The organism is Levilactobacillus andaensis (assembly GCF_016861695.1).
GTDB classification, from domain to species: domain Bacteria; phylum Bacillota; class Bacilli; order Lactobacillales; family Lactobacillaceae; genus Levilactobacillus; species Levilactobacillus andaensis.
In genome coordinates, this window is record NZ_BOLP01000004.1 from 256,927 (window position 1) to 282,554 (window position 25,628).

Annotated in this window: 18 protein-coding genes; 6 read left to right on the top strand and 12 right to left on the bottom strand. The window is 46.1% G+C overall.

The annotated features are described in order from the left end of the window. Positions 1–145: 145 nt before the first annotated feature. From JUF10_RS03800 to JUF10_RS03815, 4 genes are all read right to left on the bottom strand, one after another. Complete coding sequence (locus JUF10_RS03800; RefSeq protein ID WP_203640885.1) at positions 146–2,521, bottom strand: hypothetical protein; 2,376 nt, start codon at positions 2,519–2,521, stop codon at positions 146–148. After that, positions 2,521–3,417 carry a helix-turn-helix transcriptional regulator gene (locus JUF10_RS03805; RefSeq protein ID WP_203640886.1) on the bottom strand — a complete coding sequence of 299 codons (897 nt, stop codon included), beginning with the start codon at positions 3,415–3,417 and terminating at the stop codon, positions 2,521–2,523. The genes JUF10_RS03800 and JUF10_RS03805 overlap by 1 nt, the downstream gene beginning before the upstream one ends. Before the next feature lie 723 nt (positions 3,418–4,140). Then, the gene (locus tag JUF10_RS03810; protein WP_203641088.1) at positions 4,141–5,460 is read right to left on the bottom strand and encodes a glycoside-pentoside-hexuronide (GPH):cation symporter; all 1,320 of its coding nucleotides are present in this window, start codon (positions 5,458–5,460) and stop codon (positions 4,141–4,143) included. 275 nt (positions 5,461–5,735) lie between these two features. Then, on the bottom strand, positions 5,736–6,704 hold the full coding sequence (locus JUF10_RS03815; protein ID WP_203640887.1) for an AraC family transcriptional regulator: 969 nt from the start codon (positions 6,702–6,704) through the stop codon (positions 5,736–5,738). Positions 6,705–7,046: 342 nt separating this feature from the next. Between JUF10_RS03815 and JUF10_RS03820 the strand changes: the two genes are divergently transcribed. The 3 genes from JUF10_RS03820 to JUF10_RS03830 all read left to right on the top strand — a co-directional run bounded on the left by JUF10_RS03820 (position 7,047) and on the right by JUF10_RS03830 (position 11,271). Next, positions 7,047–9,017, top strand: coding sequence for a glycoside hydrolase family 127 protein (locus JUF10_RS03820; RefSeq protein WP_236008150.1), 1,971 nt, complete (start codon positions 7,047–7,049; stop codon positions 9,015–9,017). Between the two features lie 130 nt (positions 9,018–9,147). Continuing rightward, complete coding sequence (locus JUF10_RS03825) at positions 9,148–9,342, top strand: hypothetical protein (RefSeq protein WP_203640889.1); 195 nt, start codon at positions 9,148–9,150, stop codon at positions 9,340–9,342. 513 nt (positions 9,343–9,855) lie between these two features. Then, the gene (locus JUF10_RS03830; protein WP_203640890.1) at positions 9,856–11,271 is read left to right on the top strand and encodes an MFS transporter; all 1,416 of its coding nucleotides are present in this window, start codon (positions 9,856–9,858) and stop codon (positions 11,269–11,271) included. An 85-nt stretch (positions 11,272–11,356) separates the two neighbouring features. Here JUF10_RS03830 and JUF10_RS03835 read toward each other — a convergent pair whose 3' ends face one another. The 7 genes from JUF10_RS03835 to JUF10_RS03865 form a co-directional block, all read right to left on the bottom strand. Then, complete coding sequence (locus tag JUF10_RS03835) at positions 11,357–12,436, bottom strand: GntR family transcriptional regulator (RefSeq protein WP_203640891.1); 1,080 nt, start codon at positions 12,434–12,436, stop codon at positions 11,357–11,359. Between the two features lie 374 nt (positions 12,437–12,810). Then, positions 12,811–13,881, bottom strand: coding sequence for a GntR family transcriptional regulator (locus tag JUF10_RS03840; protein WP_203640892.1), 1,071 nt, complete (start codon positions 13,879–13,881; stop codon positions 12,811–12,813). 275 nt (positions 13,882–14,156) lie between these two features. Next, positions 14,157–15,677 (bottom strand): alpha-L-arabinofuranosidase family protein, encoded by a 1,521-nt coding sequence (locus JUF10_RS03845; RefSeq protein ID WP_203640893.1) that lies wholly within the window; start codon positions 15,675–15,677, stop codon positions 14,157–14,159. A 5-nt stretch (positions 15,678–15,682) separates the two neighbouring features. Further along, positions 15,683–16,279 (bottom strand): hypothetical protein, encoded by a 597-nt coding sequence (locus tag JUF10_RS03850; RefSeq protein ID WP_203640894.1) that lies wholly within the window; start codon positions 16,277–16,279, stop codon positions 15,683–15,685. Positions 16,280–16,312: 33 nt separating this feature from the next. After that, positions 16,313–17,197, bottom strand: a complete 885-nt coding sequence (locus JUF10_RS03855) for a carbohydrate ABC transporter permease (protein ID WP_203640895.1) — start codon at positions 17,195–17,197, stop codon at positions 16,313–16,315. A gap of 82 nt (positions 17,198–17,279) precedes the next feature. Continuing rightward, positions 17,280–18,206 (bottom strand): carbohydrate ABC transporter permease, encoded by a 927-nt coding sequence (locus tag JUF10_RS03860; RefSeq protein ID WP_203640896.1) that lies wholly within the window; start codon positions 18,204–18,206, stop codon positions 17,280–17,282. A 94-nt stretch (positions 18,207–18,300) separates the two neighbouring features. Then, the gene (locus tag JUF10_RS03865; RefSeq protein WP_203640897.1) at positions 18,301–19,584 is read right to left on the bottom strand and encodes an ABC transporter substrate-binding protein; all 1,284 of its coding nucleotides are present in this window, start codon (positions 19,582–19,584) and stop codon (positions 18,301–18,303) included. A gap of 976 nt (positions 19,585–20,560) precedes the next feature. Here JUF10_RS03865 and JUF10_RS03870 point away from each other — a divergent pair. Beyond that, positions 20,561–22,015 (top strand): alpha-N-arabinofuranosidase, encoded by a 1,455-nt coding sequence (locus JUF10_RS03870; RefSeq protein ID WP_203640898.1) that lies wholly within the window; start codon positions 20,561–20,563, stop codon positions 22,013–22,015. A gap of 179 nt (positions 22,016–22,194) precedes the next feature. Beyond that, positions 22,195–23,070 carry a helix-turn-helix domain-containing protein gene (locus JUF10_RS03875; RefSeq protein WP_203640899.1) on the top strand — a complete coding sequence of 292 codons (876 nt, stop codon included), beginning with the start codon at positions 22,195–22,197 and terminating at the stop codon, positions 23,068–23,070. Positions 23,071–23,129: 59 nt separating this feature from the next. Here JUF10_RS03875 and JUF10_RS03880 read toward each other — a convergent pair whose 3' ends face one another. Then, on the bottom strand, positions 23,130–24,245 hold the full coding sequence (locus JUF10_RS03880) for an ABC transporter ATP-binding protein (RefSeq protein WP_203640900.1): 1,116 nt from the start codon (positions 24,243–24,245) through the stop codon (positions 23,130–23,132). A 400-nt stretch (positions 24,246–24,645) separates the two neighbouring features. Here JUF10_RS03880 and JUF10_RS03885 point away from each other — a divergent pair, with 400 nt between their 5' ends. Beyond that, positions 24,646–25,626: a glycoside hydrolase family 43 protein gene (locus JUF10_RS03885; RefSeq protein ID WP_203640901.1), complete on the top strand. Its 981-nt coding sequence runs from the start codon at positions 24,646–24,648 to the stop codon at positions 25,624–25,626. The last annotated feature ends 2 nt before the right edge of the window (positions 25,627–25,628 follow it).

Sequence of the window (25,628 nt, forward strand, 5' to 3'; positions counted from 1 at the left end):
TATTTTTCATTTTATGTTGCTGAAACGTGTGACAAAAGTCAGCTGGTTCCGCTTAACACTGCTAGTCAAATAATCCAAGACCGGGATTATCTGACTAGCACCGTTAATGCTCGCCAGCCACCCGACTTCTGTCACACTCTCTTCTCTATTCTGCCACCGTTGCGTCTAAAAATCCCTTTTCCGTGTCATAAATAACCTGCGTGGCCGTCGTTGTTACGGCTTGTTGCCGGTGAATAAATTTCACAGCGTGGGGGTATGGCGCGTTGTTCGTTACCCGGTATTGCGTTGCCGAAAGCTGTTCGAGGCGCCCATTGACGACTGCCAATTCGCCATCTGCCTTTTCGTACAGATAGGCGTTTTGGCCAAAGCCCGTCAGGTAGGCCGCGAGTTCTTCACCCATGTCCCAATCGGCTTGACCGGTATCGCCGTCTGGGAAGAGCCGGGTGTAAATGCCACCGTCCTTCGCAAATGTCGATTGGCCAAAGCGGTTCCGGGACAGGTCAGGCCGGTTCAAGTTTGGCCCGGCAATGCTGTAGGTCGAGGCCGCTTCGCCCGGCTTCAACTGATTCGTTGGCGTCGTGGCGTTGCTGTCGTACATGTACAGCACACCGACGAATGCCCGGTAGGAAGCCAGCAGTAAGGCCGTATCGTCCAAGACTTCGTACGCATCCAAGGCCGAGGCCGCCGTGATTCCGCCCCACAAGGAATGAATCATGTAGGACTGCGCTTCCCACCAACGATCGGGTGCTTGGCTCCGGAAGTCGTTGCTGTAGCCAATGTTGGCCTTCAACAGCTCCGCATAAAGCCGGGCTTCCTTGACGTATCCGGCATTGGCTAAGGCCCCGGTTGCGGGACCAAACCCAGCATTGTCATAGAAGTGTTCCGTAATGGCCGCTTGATACTCGCCACTATGGGCTGCGACCCGTTGCGTGGCTTCTTCCCAACACCCTTTGATTTGGTCATACTCTTTGGTCAAGCCATGTTGTTTCAAGGCTGCCAGCAAGTCGTTGATGTACAGGAAGTAAACGCCTAACGTATGGGCCTCTTCCTTACCCCGTTCTGAAGTGTGAAGGTCGGCGTTGACCCGCATGTTGAAGACCTGGGCCGCCCATTTCAAATAGGTCGCCGGTGAGTTCAACTGCAAGACATCCTCGTCAAACTGGGCCAGTAAGTAGTAGACGTGCCCAATATATTCGAAGTCCATGTCCCGGTAGAAGTCGCCGTACAGATTGACCGGTTTGAAGAAGTCGCCGTCGGTAAACCACTTCGGCTTCACATAGTTGACCGCACTCGCCTCGACCTCACGAACCTGGTCCGCGGTCTTAGCCGTTTGATGTAATAAGTTCGTCTGGAGAATCAAGCTAAGTTTCCCGAGCGACTCCCCTTGATTAGAAATTGGCGTAAAGGCATCGTATGGCTGGGTCGTCTTGCCGTTGTAAGCATTCTTGGTCAACCAGTCGACCCGGGTTTCAATCAGGTCGCGCACGGCCGCCATGACGTTAAAGACGATCAGGTCACTACGGCCATCCGTCAAGTAGATCCGCAAGCAGTGTTCACCGACACCTTTGACTGGGGTCTTTAAAATATCGCCCTCGTAGTCACCGATCACGTCTTCCTTGTGAAGTTCACCGTCCGTCTTGTAGGTCATCACCATGCGTTCTGGCTTAACCCCTGCAGGTAAGGCAATGTGAATGTTGGTGGTCTGACCGACCGTCAGCAGTGGATCGTAGTTGATTTCAGGATGGCCGTTAGCCGCCGCAACCGCCTTGAAGTCGGCCTGCGTCGTGAAGGGTTCGAGCACGAAACTCCAGCACTGCGCAGCGCCACCGGTGATCACCACGTAATTGTGCGGGTAGATCCAGTCGTTGGCTGGTTCTTCGCCGTGTTGATAGCCGCCAGCTAGTTCTAACTGGTGGAACAGTAACCCGTCCAGCGAAGGCGAAACGTTTTCGAAGAACCGGTTGGTCCATTCGTTGTAGGTCCCAACGGATTGGGTGACCCCTGCCGTTTGGAACAGGCCCAGGTTAGGTCCTTGGTTGTCCCGCCGCACACCAGCCAGCTTGGTAAAGTTAGCCGAAATGCTGGGGAAGACCGCGGCGGAGTCGGACATGTTGCGGTGAACGTTCTTGTCGCGGAACATCACGTAGGCCAGCGAGGCCCACACGCCAAAGTTCTCCAGCGTAATGAAGTCGTCAGTTGGATTTTGAACGACAATGTCCCACTGCACCTGTTTGCCCACCAAACGGTACGTTTCCACGATGACTAAGCCGGCAATCATGTAAGACACCGTAATGTCGTCGTCCGTGGTCAAAACATTGGGTTCAAAGTCAACGCTGCGGTAAGTCTTGTCACCCACGGTCAGGGTAAACTCACCAAATAATTTATCCTCGTCTTGGTAGCCGACTTGTTTGAGATAAGCGGGATCCACGACCCAGTTCATGTGGTGGTCGTCCTGCTTATTTTGCAGATTGACAATGGCCCCACGTTGGTTCACGTCTAGTTGAAACTGTGCTGATTCCATTACTTCAACCCCTCCTTGTCTGCTTTGATCCGCCGGGTATTGGCCTGGCGATATTGACTGGGTGACAAACCCGTATATTGTTTAAATACCGTTGAAAAGTAGTAAATGTTTTGAAAACCAATGGCCTCCGCGATTTCGGTCTCCAGCATGTTCGTGTTCAACAAGCGCTTGCTGGCCTCTTCCATGCGGTACTGGCGTAAAAACTCAGTGGGCGTTAACCCGGTCGTGGCCTTCAACGTTCGAATCAGGTAGTTCGGGTGAAAATGGAATTCCTGACTCAACGTGGTATTGGTAATTTTTTCGTCGAAATGGTCACGCAAGTAGCGCTGGACCTGCCCCGAGAGCTGAACCATTGCCGAATCTTGCTGCGACTGAACCTGCACTTCCTGCAAGACATCGATAAAGAGTTGCTGCGCCTGCCAGAAGCCGTATTCCTTGGTCGCTGAACTGTTCTTGAAGATCTGTTCGGTCATTTGCACCAGACGGTCCGGATGCTGCATCTTGGCGTGCTTGGCCAGATAAAGTGTCTCAGTCGGCGTGTAGTGATGCAGCGTCGGCACCTTGATGGCTGAACGCATCGGGACCAAGATCGCCTGCTGTTGCCAGTGGCCAGACACGTAGAAATGAAGCCAGTAATAGCCCGTGTCCTCGGTCACCGCGTGCCAAGAATAGTGATGATGCATGGGCAGCAGGACAAACATTTCACCCGGCTCAACGGTGTAGTCATTATCATCTTCCGAAATGAAGAGTTTCCCCTTGATCATAAACATCAGGATGAAATACTGCAGGTTGTTACGGTTCGGGTGATGGTCACCGGCATGAAAGGTGGCGTATCCCCCCTCAATAAACGTCGGCAACGGTAAACACGAAATTGAAATGTAAGCCGGTTGGGCCATGCAATCACCTCCAAAAAGTTTTTCCTAAAATGTCTAAATCGTCTCCGGCTGCCAAGGACTCCACCCGGTGAGGCAGACCTGGGGCCTGAGGAGCGGTCCCCAGGGCGACTTGGTGCCTCAAAAATCGAGTCATCAAGCTCGGCCTGTGCTCTAAGCCCGGCACAACCCAGCCGGACTAAGACCACCGACACGGGGTTACATCCTTGGCAGCCTGCGACTACAGCAACATTTTAACAACGTTATTATAGTCTGTCTGCGCCATTGTGACTAACTTATCAAAGCTCAGTCTTAAACTTGTCAGCCGATTTTCTACATTCAACGATTCTACTTCATAACCAGCACCAGCAAGTTCGCCCTCTGACACGAAATAGGTGCCCAGTCTCATGAAGAAACCGCACCTATTCCGTCAAAGCATGAGTTGCCACACCATGATTCCTAGTCAATCATGGCATAACCACGTGATAATTAGCTGGCTGTCTACAGCTGGACACCTAAACTCCCACGTGGCATTGCGAAAACTCTATGTCGCATAACCGGAGGAGGCCAGGGATGTAGCCAGCTGTGTCGATGGCGTTAGCTGGCGTCTTTTGACAGCTTACACCATGGGTCGACCTTGGAGACGCCTGCTTTTGGCGGCTTCAAGTCGAGCGGAAGCCCGTTCTTTGGCTGAAGCGACCCCATAGCAGGCGGAATCCCTGGCAGCCGCAGGTGACCACGACTAGTCTAGTCTTCAGCTAATTCGCCACGTTTTTCGGCTAAGGTGGCACGGATACCGGTTTCTTGCTTTTCGTAACGCATGTAGAAGATCATGATTGCGGCACCGATAACGAAGAAGATGGCCGGTAAGAAACTGATACAGAACTTGATCGCGCCCAAGGAAGCTGCCGTTTGGGTGGCACCAGCCTTGTAACCAGCGTTAGCCATGATCATCGATGGTGCCCAGCCACCCAGGCCAGAACCCATCTTGATGGCAAATGAACTCCCAATGGCAGTCAAGAACCCACTGGCCCGGATACCGTTCTTCCATTCCCCGTAATCAACCGTGTCGGATAACATGGCGAATGGCATGGAAACGGAAATCCCAGTCCCAACGGAAGCAATACTCCAAGCAACCCCCAAAGCAATCAAGGACTTGCCGGTGAAGAAGATCATGATTTGACCAAAGGCTGCTAAACACAGACCAAACATCAACACGTGAGTCTTACTAAATTTCTTAACCAGGAATGGGATCAAGACCATCCCGACCATTTGGAACATGACTAAGGCGTTCAATACGGACGCAAACCCTTTAACGCCCAGGTTGTATTGCGTGTAGTAAACCAGTACGGAAGTCCGTGAAGAGTTCCCTAACCAGTAGAAGATAAAGGCAACAACCAAGATGAACCAAGGCCAGTTACTCTTAGCGGCCCGGATACTGTCCATGATTGGAATGGACTTCTGCGTCGCGGTGTTCACTTCGCGAGTGTCGAAGAAGGCAAACATCAGCAGAGCAAAACCAGCAACGGCTAAGACGATAGCCGTGTTCCGCCAACCAGCGACGTCATTGCCGCCACCAAAGAAGGCCACGAAGCTCAACGTAAAGGTTGCGGTAATTAAGAACCCAATGTTCCCACCGATCATCCGAACACTGTTTAACTTGATCCGTTCATCGGAATCATTACTCAAGTTTGGTAGGATCGAACTGATTGGTGTCCCGACCCCGGTGTAGGAAATCCCGAAGAGCAGGTAGGTAATCATGGCCCACCAGAATTTCCCGGTGGCACTCAGGTTCGGTGTTAAGAACATCAGCACGAAGAAGATGGCAAACGGGAACGCCATCCATAAGAAGTACGGCCGACTTTGGCCCCACCGCGTATGGGTGTGGTCAATGATGAAGCCCCAGACCGGCGCATCGAAGGCGTCCAAAATCCGGGCCGCCAGTAAAACAGTCCCGGCAGCGGCAACGGATAATCCGAACACATCCGTATAGTAATAAAGGATGAAGGTCGTGACCGTCGTGTAGAGCAAGTTCCCCGCGGCATCGGTACTGGCAAACGCTAACATTCTGTGGAATGGCACTTTAGCATCTGATTTAACAGCAGTTGCGACTTGGCTTTTCACAATAAGTTCCTCCTTGAAGTGAATTTATAAAAACGAGTCGTTAACCCCTCCTGGCGTGTCACATAGCCGTAACCGGTTACAAAATAATGCAAATTTCTAACAGCTATGACGCCTGAGCGCTTTAATGGTCGCCTTTATTTATTACCAATTTAAATCAAAAACACGGTATTGCCAATTCGATAGACAACACCGTGTTTATAATTTTTAACACACTGAACTTATTTCACACTGTTTTCATTTTCCTCACGATCCAATAAAGCACTGATGTCTTGTGGAATCGGAATGCTCGGATCAATAGCCGGATTATTTAAGTGAGTGTTGCCATAACTGTTCCGATACTGGCCCGCAGTCATGTTGACCTTCTTCTTGAAAAGCTTCATAAAGTTCTTGTCGTCGTGAAAATAAGCGGCGGTCGCCACCTGATTGATGGGCAAATTCGTCCGCACTAATAATAGCTTGGCGACCTCAATTTTTATATCAACTAAGTAGCCGCGTAGGTTTTTCCCCTGCTCCCGTTTGAATAACTTGGTCAGATAGTCGGGACTCATGTCAAAGTGATGGGCAATCACGGCGACCGTCAGCTCACTGGACAGGTTCGCTCGAATCCACTCAACGACGCGGGTGGTCTTCGCATCGATGCCGCCAGCCGTGGCCACCAAATTCTGTAAGTAGGCATCCCCCACCGAAATCAGGGCCAACTGCGTCATGAGATGATTGCCGTAATCCGTATAGTGATAGCGATTCGTGTAATCTAGCAGCTGATTGAACATCAAGATCAGTTCTTGCGGATTGGTCACGGGAAAGTGGCGTGGCAAGTTGACCAAGCAATTCAAGTCATGCGCCGGTTCATGGGCCGCCTGCTGTTGCGTCATCACCTGCAACTGCTGATGGGAAAAGTCGACCCAATCCCACTCCGCGAAGAAATGGAGCCAAAAGAAATCGACGGAACCAGTGGTGTCTTTCGTCCCCGCAATGCGGGTGTCGGGTGGCAATACCCAGCAATCGTTGGCCCGAATCCGACATGGCTGCCCGTTAATCGTGACGTCAAAGTGGCCCTTCAGGCAGAAAATGACTTCAAAATCGTGCTCGTGATACATATCTTTATGCCGCCAACCCGCGTCAGCACTGAACTCACCAGCCTTATAAAACCAGAGCGGTTGCGACAACTTTAACTGCATTAACTTCATCGTCTCACCTCGTGTCCGGAAATTGCCACTTTTTTCACAGGTCAGTGGCTTTTTTTAAAATTGTTACCGTTTACAATGATAGTTGTTCAGACAAATTATTATATTTTGAAAAGTGAGGTTTTGTAAACCGACCACGACATTTCTGCTCTTATTATATCATAGGTGGTTAGGTTCCTTATCCTTTTGCCGGGTGTTCCTTAAACCAGGCTATCCTTCTCGGCCAAAGAAGCATAGCCCTTCGCTGCGGTGGCACTACATACTAGTTAGCTTCTCGACACCGTAGATAACATCCGACCCGCACATTTCAATCTATAATGCGACCACATGAAAGGAGATCTTATTTTGACTGAATCAACATTGACGACCGCCACCCCTAAGGTGACCATCACGTCCGACTTCTGGAACAAGTATCGGCAACTCATCGTTAAGGAAGTGCTCCCCTACCAATGGGCTGTGATGAATGACGAGGCCGACATCAACATTGCCGACGAAAAAGGGGGCGACAACCCAGACTCCAAGAACAGTCACGCCGTTGCCAACCTTAAAATCGCCGCCGGTCAGATGAAGGGCCACCATTTCGGCTTCCCCTTCCAAGACACCGATGTCTACAAGTGGTTGGAAGCTGCCGCCTATTCCTTTAGCTACCAAGCCAATCCGGACTTGAAGACGGTCACCGACAACCTGATCGACCTGATTGCCGACGCGCAAGAAGACGACGGTTACCTGTCAACTTTCTTCCAGATCGACGCACCCGAACGAAAATTTAAGCGGTTACAACAAAGCCACGAGCTCTACACCATGGGCCACTACATTGAAGCCGGCGTCGCCTACCATCAAGCGACCGGCAACGAAAAGGCCTTGACGATTGCCCTCAAGATGGCCGACTGCATCGACGCTAACTTCGGTCCGCAAGATGGCAAGCTACACGCCGCCGATGGTCATCCTGAAATCGAATTGGCCCTCTCAAAGCTGTTTGAAGTCACCCACGAGCAACGCTACCTCGACTTGGCCCACTACTTCTTGGTCAACCGCGGTGTCGACCCCGATTTTTACGACCGGCAACTGGAAGCCGATGGTTTCGACAATGACATCATCCCCGGAATGCACGGTGTGACCCACAGTTACTACCAAGTCGACCAACCCCTGCTGACCCAAAAGGACGCTAAGGGTCATGCCGTACGGGTCGTTTACCTCTGCACGGGGATGGCCCACGTCGCCCGGCTGACCGGCGACAAGGACCTGCAAGCCGCTTGTGACCGTCTGTGGGACAGCATCGTTCACCGGCGGATGTACGTGACCGGCGGGATTGGCTCGACCAACGTCGGCGAAGCCTTCACCTACGACTATGACCTGCCCAACGAAACGATGTACGCCGAAACTTGTGCCTCAGTTGGTCTGACCTTCTTTGCCAAGCAGATGCTGCAAAACGAGGCCAAGGGTGAATTTGGCGACATCATCGAAAAGGAATTATTTAATGGCGCCTTGAGTGGAATCTCCTTAGATGGGAAGCACTTCTTCTACGTAAACCCACTCACGGCCGACCCGAAATTCCAGCAGAACCCGTCCAAGGCTCACATCATGAGCCGGCGTCAAGACTGGTTTGGCTGTGCCTGCTGTCCAAGTAACATCGCGCGCTTAGTCTCATCCATTGACCAATACGTTTACACAGTCACTGATGACGCTATTCTGTCCCATCAATTCATTGCCAACCAGGCCAAGTTTGATCAAGGCTTAGAAATCGACCAAACCAGCAACTTTCCGTGGGACAATCACGTCCACTACGCGGTCAAGAACCCGAACGGTGTCCAAACGAAGCTGGGCATCCGGATTCCAAGTTGGTCTCGTTCTAACTTCACGCTGGTCGTCGATGGCGCCGAACAGACCCGTCCCGTTCAAAATGGCTTCATTTACCTCGACATCACTGGTGACCTGACCGTTGAATTGACCTTGGACTTCAGCATTCGCGAACTTCAGACTAACCCAGCCGTCTCAAGTGACGCCGGCAAGGTTGCCATCCAACGTGGGCCAATGGTCTACTGTGCAGAACAAGCCGACAATTCGGCTGACCTCTGGAACTACCGGGTGGCCGCCGATGCCGACTTGACCTACCACTTTGACGCTGACTTGCTGAATGGCGTTGGTGAAATCACTGCCAAGGCCGCCGTCCGGAAAACACCCGCAACGACCGACCTGTACGCTGATTACCAACCAACGACTTGGCAGCCAACCGACCTGACGCTGGTTCCCTACTACGCTTGGGCGAACCGGGCAGACGGTCAGATGCGTGTTTGGTTAAACAAGGAAAACGCCTAAATTAGGTTCAATGATTAACGACCTTCGCCGACTAAAAATGCTGGTGAAGGTACATAACCAAGTTAAAGAAAAAATTCTGTTGCCCATCTCTCGTGGGTGTTCAGCACATCAGTTAATGGAGGCGAGAGCGTTGAAGTTTATGACTAAAATGTTTGCGGGTCAGTCCCTGATCTCGTGGATTCTACAATTAATTTTAATCTATCTGGCATGGCAGGTTGCCGACCACCATATCGAAAACAACCTATGGACCATTGCCGGCGCGGGCGTGATTCTTCTGTTGACCTACATCAGTCTGTCCCACGACAGCAAGCAACGGAATAAGTAAGGATAAGTGATGTGAACTGGCTCGCACTACGGCTGTCAGGGATTCCGCCTGCTGTGGGGAAAATTTGATAGTGACAACGATTATAGGCCGTTCAGTGCTTTGTTTACTTTAGCAACTGATACACCATAATAGTTAAAACAAAATTTTCTGAGCTAACAGTCTACGCCAAGACTCCTATGGCAATCATGCACTATCCCCATTAGGAACGACTAGCCACTTGATTTGAAATATAGTCCATCTATGTCTCAACAGTTGTCATGTGAAAGTTCAATCTGAGCCGGAGGAGGCCAGAAATGGAGCCTGCCGTGCAAATGGCGTTAGCTAGCGTTTCTTGCTAGCTTAGGCCATGGGCGATTTTGAAGACACGCGGGTGCTTCAAATCGAGCGAGAAGCCCGCTTCACAGGCTGAAGCGTCCCCACAGCTGGCGGAATCTCTGGCAGCCGGAGTGCGACCATTTTAATTATCCTTCATCAATTACAAAAAGAAACATTATAGAAAGCGAGGAGTTTGTTATGAGTTCTAATGCACAACAATCGGACCATAACGTTGCGGCAGCGCAAGCGCTACTAAAGAATGACCGGTTACCCTTTCACCGGAAAGTAACTTATGGCTTTACGGATATGGCGGGGAACTTGCTCTACTGTATCGTCGGATCTTACATGCTGTACTTCTTCACCAATGTCTTCGGTTTGGGTGTGGGGACTGCGGGTTCCCTGCTCTTACTGGGACGGGTCATCGACGCCATCGGTGCGCCAGTCATGGGGGTCTTAGTCGACCACACCCACAGTAAATATGGGAAGAGTCGGCCTTGGTTCTTGTGGATGGCCTTACCATTTAGTATCTTCATCTGGTTACTGTTTACCACGCCAGCCCTGAGTGGCACGGCTAAAATCGTCTACGCTGGTGGGATGTACATTCTGGCCGAATTGGCCTACACGGCAATGTCGACCCCCATCACGTCTGTTTTGCCTAACTTGACGTCTAACTCTGACGACCGGATGTCAGCCAACTCGATTCGGTTGGTCTTAGGGAACGTTGGGAACTTCTTCGCCGTTACCTTCATCATGCCATTGGCAAGTGCTGTCGGCAAAGGTAACGACCAACGCGGCTGGTCCATTGCCGTTGGGATCTACGCCGTTATCGCCTTCATCTTACTGATGATTGGGTTCTTGGACATGCGCGAAAAGAACATTGAAAACGACGAGATCATTACCATTAAGGAAAGTTTCAAGGCAACTAAGGGGAACTGGCCATGGATGTTAATCGTGGCGGCTAACCTGATCTACTGGACGGCCTATTCTGCCAGAAACGCTGCCTTGCCTTACTACTTCCAGTACAACCTGGACAACAAGGCCTTGATTTCATTCTTCAACGGCTTCTCGATCATTCAAATCATCGGGATGGCCTCCGTTCCATTCTTCGTTAAATTTATGCACAAATGGGGCACGACCGTCTTCATGCTCGCCTTGACCATGGTCGGCCAAATCTGGATGGGCTTAGCTGGCGGCAACGTCACCTCTGCTTTGATTGGTTGGATTCTAGCATGTATCGGTTCCGGGTCCGCCTGCACCATGTTCTTCGCCATGGTTGGGGATACCGTTGACTTTGGTGAATGGAAGAGTGGTATTCGGGCTAACGGGCTGTTGACCGCGATGGGGGCGTCCTTCTGTATTCAAATGGGGGCTGGTCTCGGTTCTTTCATCGCTGCTAAGATCATGGCGGCCTTTGGCTTTACCGCTGCCAAGGCAACCCAATCCGCCGGTAGCTTAAACTCCATCAGCTTCACCTTCATCTGGATTCCAGTTATTATTTATGCGATCAGTCTGATTATCATGATCTTCTACCGCAAGTGGGAAAACCACGAACCAGTTGTTACCGAAGACTTGGCTGAACGTCATGCGCAAGCCAAGGAAAGTGCGACTGACTAGGCAAGAAATAGCTTCAATCATCACCTAGCTTATAAAACAAACAGGAGCAGAATTAGCATTTCAGCTAGTTCTGCTCCTGTTTGTTTTATTTTTTCAACTGAATCGCTGAGTTTCGTTCCACAATGGACGTTTGGTACGTGATTGGCTGGATGCTCTCGTGATTGAGCATCTTGATCAGCAGGTTCGCGGCATCCGCCCCCATGCGTTCCTTCTCGTGATTCAACGTGGTCAGGCTTGGCGTGAAGTATTCGCCCATCTTGTAGTTATCGAAACCGACGACCGAGATGTCTTCTGGGACACGCAAATTCTGTGATTTGAGGAAGTCGATGACTTCGATGGCCAATTGGTCGTTGTAGCAAGCAATGGCAGTTGGCGCATCGGTCTGCTTCAAGTAATTGGCGATGCGTTCAAATAATTTGCCAGACTCTTCACCAGACTGATACATGATGATATTGCTCATGTAGGACAGTTCTGGGCGCTGTTGATAGGCCCGGACAAACCCGTTCATCCGGTCAACGCCTTGGATATCATCGACTTGGAAAATTCCCAGAATACTCTGATGACCGAGGCCGAAGAGGTAGTCCACCATTTCTTGTTCCGCGGTCAGATCGTTGGTATCCACATAAGGGAAATCAAGCGATGGGTAGTGGGCGTTGATGAATAGCGTTGGTAACTCATCATCCTTGATTTCCTGATAAAGGTCCTGGTTGGGATTAGGCAGGGCACTTTGCGTGGGTTCAATGATCAAGCCGGCAACCTTGCTGTCTAACATGCTGATCAGGCTCTTGCGTTCCTTGTCATGGTTGTTATGCGTGTTACTCAGGAGAATGGAGTAGCCTGCCTGTGAGAGCACCTGGTCGATTCCGGAAATGATGTTGGGGAAAATGTAGTCCGCGATGTGGGTCGTAATGACCCCAATCAGCTTGGTATCGGCCGGTGTCGACCAATCCTTATGCCAATCCTGAACGAACATCCCCCCACCCTGAATCCGGTAAATAAAGTGGTCACTCTCAAGGTCCCCCACCGCACGGCGCACCGTGTAGCGGCTGACAGAGTATTGCTTCATGAGTTCTGATTCCGTTGGTAATTTTTCATTGACCTGGTACTTACCAGATATGATATCTTCTTTTAAGCCATCTTTGACTTTTTGATATTTATTTTCCATATTGCACCTCACCGATGACCTAATTCTACCGGTTTTTGGGAACGTTTACAAATAAATTCTAGAAATAAATAAATTTATTATATAATTAATTCCAATCCAGGTTCGTTAAATTAAATAAGTAACCTTCTCACACCGATTGTCAGCCGGATAACTTTCTTAAAGACCGAATCATCTTTCCCTTGAATATGACCATCTTCTCAATTGATTATATAAACTAGTTTCTGTCAAAATACAGGCATTACAACATCCGTTCATTCAAAAATTGATAACTATTTTCCTTAAATTTGATTAACCACCTTATCCTTAATAAAAAGGAATGGTCAAGCCAAGCCCAAAGAGTCAGCCTTGTTCTACCACTTCTTACTATGTATACACTAGCGTTGAATAACTGACAATCGCTTAACAAGTTCTGGTTGATATGTAATCGACTTAACCGGCTCATGATTAAGTAGCTTAAGCAGCATATTACCAGCATCCGTTCCCATCCGCTCTTTCTCGTGGTTCAAGGTCGTCAAGCTAGGCGTTAAGTACTCGCCCATCCGATAATTATCGAACCCAACTACCGAGATATCCGTTGGAACTTGCAGGTGTTGTGATTTCAAGAAATCAATAACTTCAATGGCTAGCTGATCATTATAACAAGCAATGGCAGTCGGTGCATCGTCTTGATTAAGATAACTTGAAATTCGCTCGAATAATTTCTGAGATGTGTCGCCGGACTGATACATAATAATATTACTCATGTATGACAGCTCTGGCCGTTGCTGATAAGCGCGAACAAAACCATTCATTCGGTCCACACCTTGTAAATCGTCCACCTGAAAAATGCCAAGAATACTCTGATGGCCCTGTGCCAATAAGTAGTCCACCATTTTTTGTTCAGCTAACGTATCATTCATATTAACATATGGAAAATCCATACTTGGATAATACGAATTAATGAAGAGCATCGGCAACTCATCGTCCTTAATCTCATGGTAAAGATCCTGATTAGGATTCGGCAATGCACTTTGCGTTGGCTCAACGATCAACCCGGCCACCCGACTATCCAACATACTAATTAAACACTGGCGCTCGCTAGCATGATCATCGTGAGTATTACTAATTAAAATAGAGTAACCCGCCTTAGAGAGAACTTGATCAATTCCAGCAATAATATTTGGAAAAATATAGTCAGCAATATGCGTGGTGACTACACCAATCAGCTTCGTATCGGGAGATGACCAATCTTTATGCCAATCCTGAACAAACATCCCACCGCCTTGAATGCGATAAATGAAATGATCACTTTCTAAATCGCCAACAGCTCGACGAACGGTATACCGACTCACCTTATACCGTTCCATCAGTTCTGATTCAGTTGGTAGCTTCTCATCCACTTGAAATTTTCCCGAAATAATATCCTGTTTGAGCCCGTCCTTAACCTTTTGATATTTATTTTCCATATTACACCTCACCATTACCCCTATTCATTAATAACCGGCTGCTAGTAGCAAATGGTACCGCTTTCAATTATGAGTGCCTAGCTAATAGGTCGCTACCCTATTAGCCAAGATCCATTCTGCACTTAGGCCTCTATACTTATCTTATTGCGGTTCATTTTGCATGATTCATATGACCTAACTGAAAACAAAAGAGACCTAATTCACAAGTGAACTAGATCCCTAAAGTTTTTCAATTGTGTTCTTGCATGCCGTTAAGTGACCTGCCAAAGAACTCTTTAGTAATCGAAGGTTAAGACGCTCCATGAGTACCCCGATAACGTTGCCGTTTGTGCCTTGCTACCAACCTTAACGGTCAGATCATCGCATGGTTGTAAAGTTAGCGTTTCTGGATGTTCACGTGTATTCTTATCACCTAATTCACCTACTATATGTTCCATGTGCCCACTCTTAATTGTAGCTGGCAAAGCCATCGAAATGGTTTGTGCCTTTTCACCACGGTTAACCGCAAACACCACATACGCTGAGCCAGTATCCATAACCACTTGGTCAATCACTGGAACATCTTGATAACGTTTCGTCGAATAGTTTTGACTATCCGTTAACGAAGAAGCTACCACTGTTGAAGTGTCTGATAGGTTTGTCAAAATCGACTGAAGAACATAGTAAGTCGGGTTGGCCCACGCATTGCCGCCCTCATCCGTTAAGATTAGCGGAATTGTATTAACCAGTAATGCTTGACATGACAGTTTGACCCGATCACCATGTCTCAAAATCGCCAATGCCATGGAACCAAACAACAACGTATCTGCTAAGTCAAAGTAGCACCAGTCGACAGGATTATGTTCTCCCCATGGCTGTGGCTTCTTCTGTGAGAAGTGATGAACATTCCACTCATCAAATGAAATCTTCATTGTCTTATCACTATGCTTCAGCGCTTTAACTGCATCAGCAATAGTCGCCACCTCATCAATTTGCTTATCAAACTCACGAGACCGCGCCAAGTAAGTTGGCAGGTCGTCAGAGTCACGCAAAGCCTGTTGATCAAGGTTCTCCGACTGATCACGATCTATATAATTATGCATCGCAATATAGTCAACGTTGTCATAGGCTTCCATCAAAACCTTAAGATCCCATGAAGGATACGTGTCTAGTCGTGGGGTTGAACTCCCAACCAAGATTGTCTCAATATCTGGGTCCATCAGCTTCATTGCCTTTGACGTCTCATTGGCAAGGAGCCCATACTCTTCAGGTGTCTTTCTGGCAACCTGCCAGGGACCATCGAGTTCATTTCCCAAGCACCAATACTTAACACCGTAAGGTTCCGCATGCCCATTCTGTCGTCTCAGATTAGCCCAATCAGTATCGTATTTACCATTCACATACTCTAATTCATGAAGGGCATCATCGATACCTCGAGTCCCTAAGTTGACCGTTAAAATTGGATTGTCTACGTTGGCCTGTTGAGTCCATTGGAAGAATTCATCTAGTCCAAACTGATTGGTCTCCAGCGACTGCCAAGCGATATTCATCCGCTTCGGTCGGGTCACCTGATCACCAATTGTATCTTCCCAGTGATAACTAGATGTGTAGTTACCGCCGGGATAGCGTAGTGTTTTTACACCGAGTGCGCGCACGAGCTTTAGTACGTCTCCCCGAAACCCTTCAGGAGTTGCTGAAGGATGACTGGGTTCATAAATCCCTGTATAGATGACCGTTCCCATATGTTCTAGAAAAGAACCAAATAACTGTGGTCGGACATCAAATCGTTGTTCGTTGTATAAGTTTAATTTTGCCATATAGATTAAAACCTCGAAAGTTTAGTCTCTAACTTCTTATGGTAAAAAGAAGCAAAGATAAAGTCTAAAAACGTCAAACTGAAGAACGCAGTAACTGGGAAAACCATTGCTACTAAGATCATCACAAACATAATAGCCGCAAATGCTAACGTCATCGGTAATTCAATAACGATATCAATCATCGCGTTCTGAAAGAAACGCCCAAAGTGGAAGTCATCACGCATTGAGTATTCTTCAAGAACCATGTAAAACATTGCCGCGATAAACAGAAACAGTGAAATAACCAAACTTACTCGAATGGGCGCAATTACTTTTGTGAACGCCTTCATGTAAACGTAATAGAACAGGATTGCTAGTGTTGACGTCACCAAACCAATCCCAAATTTCGTCCAAAAATGACGTTTCAGCTCCTCAAAAAACTTTCTCATAATCGTTTCGTTACCCCGACCATAAATCCGAATTGCCGTGGTGATACATGCACTAATGATTGGATAAGCGAAGAAAACTGACGCAAAACCCATCGTCGCAAATACCCCAAGAATCAGATAATTTGTTAGCGGTATTAAGCCTAGGTACAGCCGGCTATTAAAGATCCGTGACATGCTTAGAGTTCCCCCTTATCTACTGTGTAAAAATTATTCCTTCATACCTGACATTGCTGAACCTTGAACGAAGTACTTCTGAGCAAAGATGTAAATGACAAACAGTGGCAACATAGAAATAACGGCACCAGCCATAACAGGACCGTAGAATGAGATATGTTGACCAGTGAACAGTGCCAACCCAGCAGGCAACGTCCGCATACTTGAAGTCGTCGTCAAAATCAATGGGTAAAGCAAGTCGTTCCAGTTGTTGGTTAACGTGAAGACCGCTAAAGCCATCAGTGTTGGCTTAGACAATGGCAACATAATCTTCGTAAAGATCCGCCATTCGTTTAAACCATCTAATCGAGCAGCTTCGTCCAAGTCACGTGGCAATCCAACGAAGTTAGACCGCATCATGAAAATCCCGAACGCAGTAGTTGCCCGTGGAACAATCAAACCAGTGTAGGTATCCAGTAAGTTCATCTTGTTCATTTCGATAAACAGAGGAATCATGTAAACCATGAATGGAATCATCATGGAAACCATGACGAAGTAGTAGAAAGCCGTCTTCCCTTTGAATTCCATACGAGCTAATGCATAACCAGTCATGGAGTCTAAAACCAGAGAGATCAACATTGTAGCTCCGGCAAAGATAACGGTGTTCTTAACATAACCTAACAGAGGAATCGTATCCCAAACCTTAATGTAGTTTTGGAACGTGTACTTCCCAGAAAAGATGTGTGGTGGGTAAGTAATGATATCCTTTTCGTATTTAAATGATGACAATAGCAACCACAAGAATGGGAATACAACAATCAAAATCAATAAGGACATGATAACTTTGAAAATGATTGACTTGATTACTTTATTCCGATGATAGTTACTTTTTTTAGTAGAATCAACGAGTTCAGTCGTATCAGCTGTTCGTGCTTCCATATAGATTCATTCCTTTCGCGCCCTTTACGGGTAATCCTAACAAATATTGCCCACAAAGGACTTTATAGTCAAAATTGGGTGCCTATCTCATTTGCTTTTCCTTGTGACTCATGTAGAGGTTAGAGGAAACTGACAAAATGGCGATAATTACAAACAGAATTGTCGCAACGGCTGAAGCGTAGCCCAATTGATATGGTGCGGAGAACCCACGACTATAAATGTATTGAACGGCTGATTCAGTCTTGAACTCAGGACCACCAGCAGTAGTAACGTAGATTTGGTCAAAGACTTGCATTGACCCAATCAAGTTCGTCATCACACAGAAACCTAATGATGGAATAATTTGTGGAATCGTAACGTGGAAGAATTGCTGTTTCTTGTTTGCCCCATCCATTTCAGCTGATTCATATAAACTTGGTGAAATAGCTTGAATGGCCGTCAACATGATCGTCATCGTCACACCAAAGTTCTTCCAAACCGTCATAACGGCAATTGATGGCATAGCTAATGTTGCATCACGGAAGAATTGTGGGGTGTTCATGCCAAATTGGTGTAAAACATAAGGAATCCAACCAATGTTAGGATCAAGTAACATTGAGAAGATAATCCCACTAGTGGTTAATGAACAAATAACAGGTACGTAGAAAACAGAACGAGAGAAACGGTTGAACAGAGTCGTCCGCGACAATGCGGCGGCGGCAACCGTCCCGACAATAACTTGTGTAGGCGTTTCTAGCAATGTGAAGTAAACCGTATGCCACATTGAATTAATCGCCCGTTGATCATGGAAGAACTGAATGAAGTTATCTAGACCAACAAATTTAGTACCCGTGAAGAAAATATTAATATTGAAAAAACTAAGTCCTAACGTCCCAATTAATGGAATCACCATGAAGAATAGCAGGATGATGATGGATGGTGCCATGAATAAGTAGGCAGCATGCTTTGGTTGGTTCCAGAATCGGAAGAAGGAACGTTTTTTACCAACAGATGTATCGATCTCTTCCATTTAACTCGACTCCTTTATAAAACAGATGTTAATTTCAACCGAGATTGAAATTAACATCTGTTTTTTTCTGATTCACATTAACTAGTTAACTACTTTAGTTACCACTTAATGTACTATCAACTTGTTTAGATGCAGACTTCATCACACTCGTAGTATTGCTCCCAGCCAAGACTTTTTCGATAGATGGGTTAATCACGTTAGTCGTGATGTTACTCATGTTCTTGTTACCTGGGTAGTATGGCTTAGCATACCCAATTTGCTTGTACATCGTGGAAACAAGTTTATCCTTCTTGATATCCTTGTTAGCAGCGACAGACTTCAGGTATGGTGCACACTTGTTTTCAAGGCTCCACTTCTTACCAATCTTAGTCGTGTTCCAGTACTTAACGAATGAGTAGATAGCCTTGGTCTTGCTGTCACTAGTGCTGGTAGGAATACCAAATCCAACACCATCCAAGATGGCCTTCTTGTCACCTTGCTTAGCTTGTACCAAAGTGCTAATTCCGTAGTCGATGTTGTTCTTCTTCAAACCGGAGTTCAACCAAGGACCGTTGATGTAAAGACCCAGAGAACCAGCAAGCATTAAGTTATCAGCTTCGGCACCGGAAATGTTCTTAGGACCAACGCCGTCTTTGTAAATTAATTGTTGTAAGTAATCAAAGCTCTTCTTAGTAGCTGCAGAGTTCAAAGCGGACTTCTTTTCGCTACCATTCAACAATTTAGCACCGTTATCTTGTAACAAGTTGTACATGATAGCGCTACCATCCTTAGGCATTGCAAACCCTTGGGTGTTGTTGCCTAACTTAGAGATCTTCTTAGCATCAGTTGCTAATTCAGCCCAAGTCTTAGGTGGGTTATTAGGATTCAAGCCGGCCTTCTTAAAGAGTTTCTTGTTCCAGTAGAGGTACATACCTTGTACTTGCATAGGAACGAAGTAAGTCTTTCCATTGATAACCCCTAAGTTCCGGGCAGTGGTTTCGAAGTTAGACTTGTCAACGCCGCTTTGCTTGTAGAAGTCACCCATGTCCTTCATCGTGCCATTGGCAACATAAGAAGCCATGTCACCATAGTTCATAGCAACAAAGTCAGGTGCTTTCTTAGCAGTGATACCAGTTGGTAACTTCTGGTTGAAGTTATCCCAAGTCATGATATCCATCTTGACCTTAACGTGGTCTTTGTTAGTCTTGTTGTAATCTTTAACAATTTGCTTTAAAACGTCCCCGTCAGTTGATGTGAAGCCGTTCCAGAAAGTAATAGTTGTAGTCTTGTTTGAAGAACTACTGCTACTTGACTTGCTGCTTCCACATGCTGCCAAGCTGACACCTGCTGCTGCGATTGCAGCAACAACGCCAAGCTTTTTCATTAAGCCATGTCTCATGATTTACACCTCTATGATTAGTAGTTAATTCCAATACCTTATATGATAGTGGTTTCGCTCTCGAACACGATCATCCATTAACCCCTAAATGTTGATTGATCATCATATCCGTCATATGTACTTAAGAATAATAACTGTACTTTATCGCAATGCCCCTATCATATTTAGAACTTTGCTTGAACAGTAATTTCCGATTGAAGGACCCCCTTGTAATCTGTCATGGCCATTAAACGAAAACTCAATTGAACTACCAGCATCCTCATTGCTAATGTTCTCACAAGTTACCACATTCAACTCCCACGATTTCCCCATCGTCTGCGCATTAACGTTGGGTATTGATCATTGTCGCTTTCAGTGGCACGTCCAATGAACGAACGATTCAGCAATTCGTTAGCCCCAGCAACTCCTGAGTTTAGAAAGTACAAAACTTTCTAACTAACTCCTTTGCCTTATCCACGTACAAATTTAGCATAAATTGTAAGCGATTTCAATAGTTATACGGAACAATTTTGGTTTTTAACACTTTATATACTTACTAATAACCGGGTTAATCCCACTCATCACGCTGGTTTCAGCTAATAAATCGACCCATTAAAAAAAGTTCGAAAAACTTATACTTTTTCATCTTAAGTCGTTTTTCTCTAAATTAGGAATCGGTTATCTTCTATTCCTAAATGTCTATTTTCCTTGATATGCCACCATTTGTCCCCAAATTCATTGAGCAAATGATAAGTAATTCGTCCAAAGTTCGAACTGCTCCCACTAGAGACGATAATCAATGAATTCAGAAAATTCATCTGAAATGCGCCTATATTCATCCTTAGACGCATTAAATTGGGGATTTTGATTGACGGTCCCTTGCTTGGAAGCGTTTTATATAGTAATATTTGTTCAGATGTATTGTTTTGCATATAAATGTTGTCCGAATAAAAACGTTATTTTAAGTCCCATTTACTTTCCTTAAGGAGGTTATATTTTGTCTCATATCTCAATTAACCAGCAACGGCAACGTGGCAAAATCAGTAAATATATTTATGGTCAGTTTTCCGAACATCTTGGACGAAGTATCTACGGTGGCTTATGGGTTGAACCCAACTCCGAAATTCCGAACACAAACGGTCTGCGCACCGATGCTGTAAAGGCTCTAAAGGCGATTAAAGTTCCCGTCTTACGCTGGCCAGGCGGTTGCTTCGCTGACACCTACCATTGGGCCGACGGTATCGGTCCAGCCAATAAACGTAAAAAAATCGTCAATACAAGCTGGGGGGGCGTTGTCGAAAACAACCATTTTGGGACTCATGAGTATTTTGAATTACTCAAACAATTAGGTGCCGATGCTTACGTGAACGGTAACCTTGGCAGTGGCACCGTTCAGGAAATGTCTGAATGGGTTGAATACATGACCTTTAATGGTACTTCACCAATGGCTGACTTACGAGCGGCTAACGGTCACAAGGAGCCCTGGCATGTCAAATTCTTTGGTGTCGGTAATGAAAGTTGGGGCGGCGGTGGCAACATGCGTCCCGAATACTACGCCGATCTTTACCGGCAATACCAAACCTTTCTTACTAGTTATGACGCTGATCATCCCCTTTACAAGATTGCTTCGGGGCCTAATGTTGATGACTATCGTTGGATGGATGTTCTGATGAAAAATGCTGCTCCTTATATGGATGGTATTAGCCTACATCACTACGCCTTAGCTTCTGCCTGGGAAGATAAACGTCCTGCATTGAACTTTCCAGAAAATGAATGGTTCTCATTGATTAAGAGTGCCCAGAAGATGGATGAACTCATTACTAAACACAGTACCATTATGGATAAATATGATCCCGAAAAACGGGTCGGCTTAATCGTCGATGAATGGGGATCTTGGCTCCAAACTGAAAAGGGAACAAATCCTGCATTTCTTTATCAACAAAATACGATTCGTGATGCCATGATTGCCGCTATTACATTGCATATTTTCCAGAAACATGTTGACCGGGTTCAAATGGCAAATATCGCACAAATGGTGAATGTACTCCAGGCCATGTTACTAACAGACGGACCCAAGATGATCAAGACGCCCACTTACTACATCTTCAAAATGTTTCTCAAACATCAAGACGCTTTAGCAATGGACACACTTGATAATTTAGCAGAGACAACTAGTGCTTCTGTTTCTAAAAATCAAGATGGCTACTTTATCTCGCTTTGTAATTATGGTTTAACCGCGGCAGATACCGTTACTATTGATATAGATAGTGTCATCCATACAGTAACCGGTGAAATGCTACGGGGAACCCAGATGGATCAACATAACGATTTTGACCACCCTGACGCGGTGGCCCCCGAAGCCTTCACTGCTACTACTCATAATTCCCATCAATTAACTGCTAAAATTCCACCAATGAGTGTCGTGACGTTACAGGTAAACACCGAAAATTAATTTAAGCAACCATAGGTCCATGTAAATTAACGCTAGCAATTAGGTTAACATGGACCTTTTGCGTTACTATTAGAGTTAAATGGATGATGTGACTTCTAATCACCACCTACATGAGGCGTTAAAAATTGACATCGCTTAGTTTAACCAACGCCAATGTATTGAAGGGAATGAATTTTAACGTGGAAATTAAAGATATCATCAATATCTTCCCAGACGCACACCTACAACCAACGCCTAATCCAGATACAGCCTACCTGAGCATTCCAATTGAGGATCAATGGCTAACTGTTTCACGCGCTCAACTCACCCCCCGCGAAACTGCCCTTCTTCAGCTCATGACGGATAAGGCAACGCCCACTACGGCAGCCAACGATCATGTTTGGTTTCGGCGACTATTCTTAGGTGAAAAAATATCCTCACAAGACTTGGAGAATCAGCGTATTCGAATTATTCAAATCAATCTAGTCAGCCATGACAGTTCCATTCCCGTTGACAAGTGGCTAGATGCCTTCAAGACCATGTTCAAACAGCCCTTTATAGACACGTTCTTTATCAATAGTCACGAAGCCATTGCAGTTGAACGACTTGGCTCTAAGATATATGACAATGATAATTTTCTAGGAATTAGCCAGGCACTAGACAGCGATTTCTACTGCAGTTCCAAAATATATATCGGCCAATATTGGCAAGACGATAATTCAATCGAGTCGCTCTTTACCAATGAACGAAACTTGTTTAAGTTTCAGCTACAGCAAAATACTAGTGATCGGCTATTTTCCATTTCAAATAGTATTCTAAAATACTATTTTAAAATGCGACTCAGTCAAGATCCCCTGATTTTAAAAAGCAACCCCGAATTATTCAACATGCCGGATGCCAAGAAAACCATTACGACCCTTTATCAAAACGGTGGTAACGTTAGTATCACTGCCAAAAAGATGTTTTTGCATCGTAACACGTTACAATACCGAATCAAAAAATTTCAGGAAACAACCGGATTCAACCTGAAAAATATGGATGATTTGCTTTTCTGCTACCTCTTAACTTTTCAGTAATTACCAAAAAAGGATAGTGGCCCCCTCTTCGGGGACTCACTATCCTTTTTGTACTCTCTCTAATCCATGTAATCTACAGAGACTTCAGAATCTTTATCAAAGTAATGTGCCTTGTTCAAGTCAAAGCCCATCTTAACGTGAGCACCTGGCTTTTCAAAGTCACGCGCGTTAACCTTCGAAACAAACTCAGTGTTCCCAACCTTACTGTACAATTGAGAGTCAGCACCAAGTAATTCAGAAACGATAATTTCTGCGTCAACTTCGTTTTCAGGGAAGGCTTCCAAGAAGGCATTTTCAGTATGAATATCTTCTGGACGGACACCCAAAATTAATTGCTTGCCATCGTAACCATGCTTAACCAAATTCTTCAAACGGCCTTCTGGAACACTCAGGTGTAATTCGCCTTTTTCGTCAGTAACTACACCATCATGTAACGTCACGTTGAAGAAGTTCATAGCAGGCGCACCAATAAACCCAGCAACAAAGGCGTTAACTGGTTTGTCGTAAACTTCGGAAGGTGTCCCTACCTGTTGAACCTTCCCATCACGCATAACAACAATTCGGTCGGCCATCGTCATCGCTTCAGTCTGATCATGAGTAACATAAATGGTCGTGGTTCCCAAATCTTGATGCAACTTAGCAATCTGAGCACGCATCGAAATCCGCAACTTAGCATCCAAGTTAGATAATGGTTCATCCATTAAGAAGACTGGCGCATCACGAACAATCGCCCGACCTAAGGCAACCCGTTGCCGTTGCCCACCAGAAAGGGCGGCTGGCTTCCGGTCCAAGTATTCAGTTAACCCAAGAATATCAGCGGCGTGCTTGACCCGCTTATCAATATCTTCCTTGGACTTCTTTTGAATCTTCAACCCAAAGGCCATGTTTCCATAAACAGTCATGTGTGGATACAAAGCGTAGTTTTGGAAGACCATGGCAATGTCCCGGTCCTTAGGTGCTAAGTTGTTAGCAACTTTACCATTAATAACCAATTTTCCTTTGGTAATATCTTCCAAGCCAGCAATCATCCGTAAAGTCGTTGACTTCCCACAACCAGAAGGCCCAACGAAAACCATAAATTCTTTATCCTTAACGTCAAGGTTAAAATCAGTAACAGAGTAATCATCTGCTCCTTCATACTGTTTGTAGATGTGTTCTAGATTAACTTCAGCCATTATGTATAACATTCCTTTCAAAATTTATCTGTACTTAGTATAGAATGAAAGCGCATTCAGATAAAGCAAATAGTGAACAAAATCATCCGAACACTTTAGCAAATGTGAACAAAGATATTGATAAATAAGGAATTGTAAATAGTTATTCGGATATATTTTTTACTTTAAGAATCCTTATACACAGCAATTTATCTGCTCCCCGTCACCTTGGACTACCTTCAAATAACATTCTGACCTTTAATTTCAAAAAATAAGATGCTTTTAACCGGAAGATAACGTTTGCCGGTTGACAGCGTTTTCATACGGTTGTATATTTCAAGTGTACGTATTTATTAGTATTTATTGAAGAGCCTTCTTTCCTAAGTACTTACAAATATTTCTAAAAGGAGCGACTAATCTTATGGTACAGGCACAGGATTACATCAACCCACTAATTGTTCAGCGGGCTGACCCGTACATTTACAAGCACACCGACGGCTACTATTACTTTACAGCCTCCGTTCCTGCTTACAACTTAATCGAGATTCGGCGGGCGAAGACCTTAAATGGCTTAGCAAATGCTGCCCCCCGCACCGTATGGCGGAAGCACCCAGATGGCAGCGGCCCTATGAGCCAACTGATCTGGGCACCCGAAATTCATTACATAGACGGCAAATGGTTCATCTACTTCGCCGCATCTCACACCAAGGAATTCGATCACAACGGCATGTTCCAACACCGGATGTATTGCATCGAATGCGACAACGCTGACCCAATGCGCGATGAAGCCGACTGGGTAGAACGTGGCCAGATTGAAACGCCAATGGATACCTTTGCGCTTGATGCGACCGTTTTCGAAGCCCAAAACAAGTTGTACTACGTCTGGGCGCAAAAAGATCCCGCTATTAAGGGAAACTCCAACATTTATATTGCGGAAATGGAGAATCCTTGGACGCTAAAGACCAAGCCAGTTATGCTGACGAAGCCTGAATACGACTGGGAAACCAAGATTTTCTGGGTAAACGAAGGCCCCGCCATCTTGCATCGTAACGGCCGTTTCTTCCTCACCTACTCTGCCAGTGCTACCGACGAAAACTACGCCATGGGTATGCTGACGGTTCCCGAAGACGCCGACCTGCTCGACGCTTCGAATTGGTCAAAGTCCACGACCCCCGTTTTCCAAAGCAACATGCCTATTCAGCAATACGGCCCTGGTCACAACTCATTTACGGTCGCCGAAGACAACGAGACCGACATGCTGGTCTACCATTGTCGGAACTACACCGATATCAAAGGCGATCCACTGTACGACCCGAACCGGCACACGATGGTTCAACCGTTCACTTGGAACGGTGATGGGACGCCGAACTTCGGCAAGCCCGTTCCCTACAATTACAAATAATC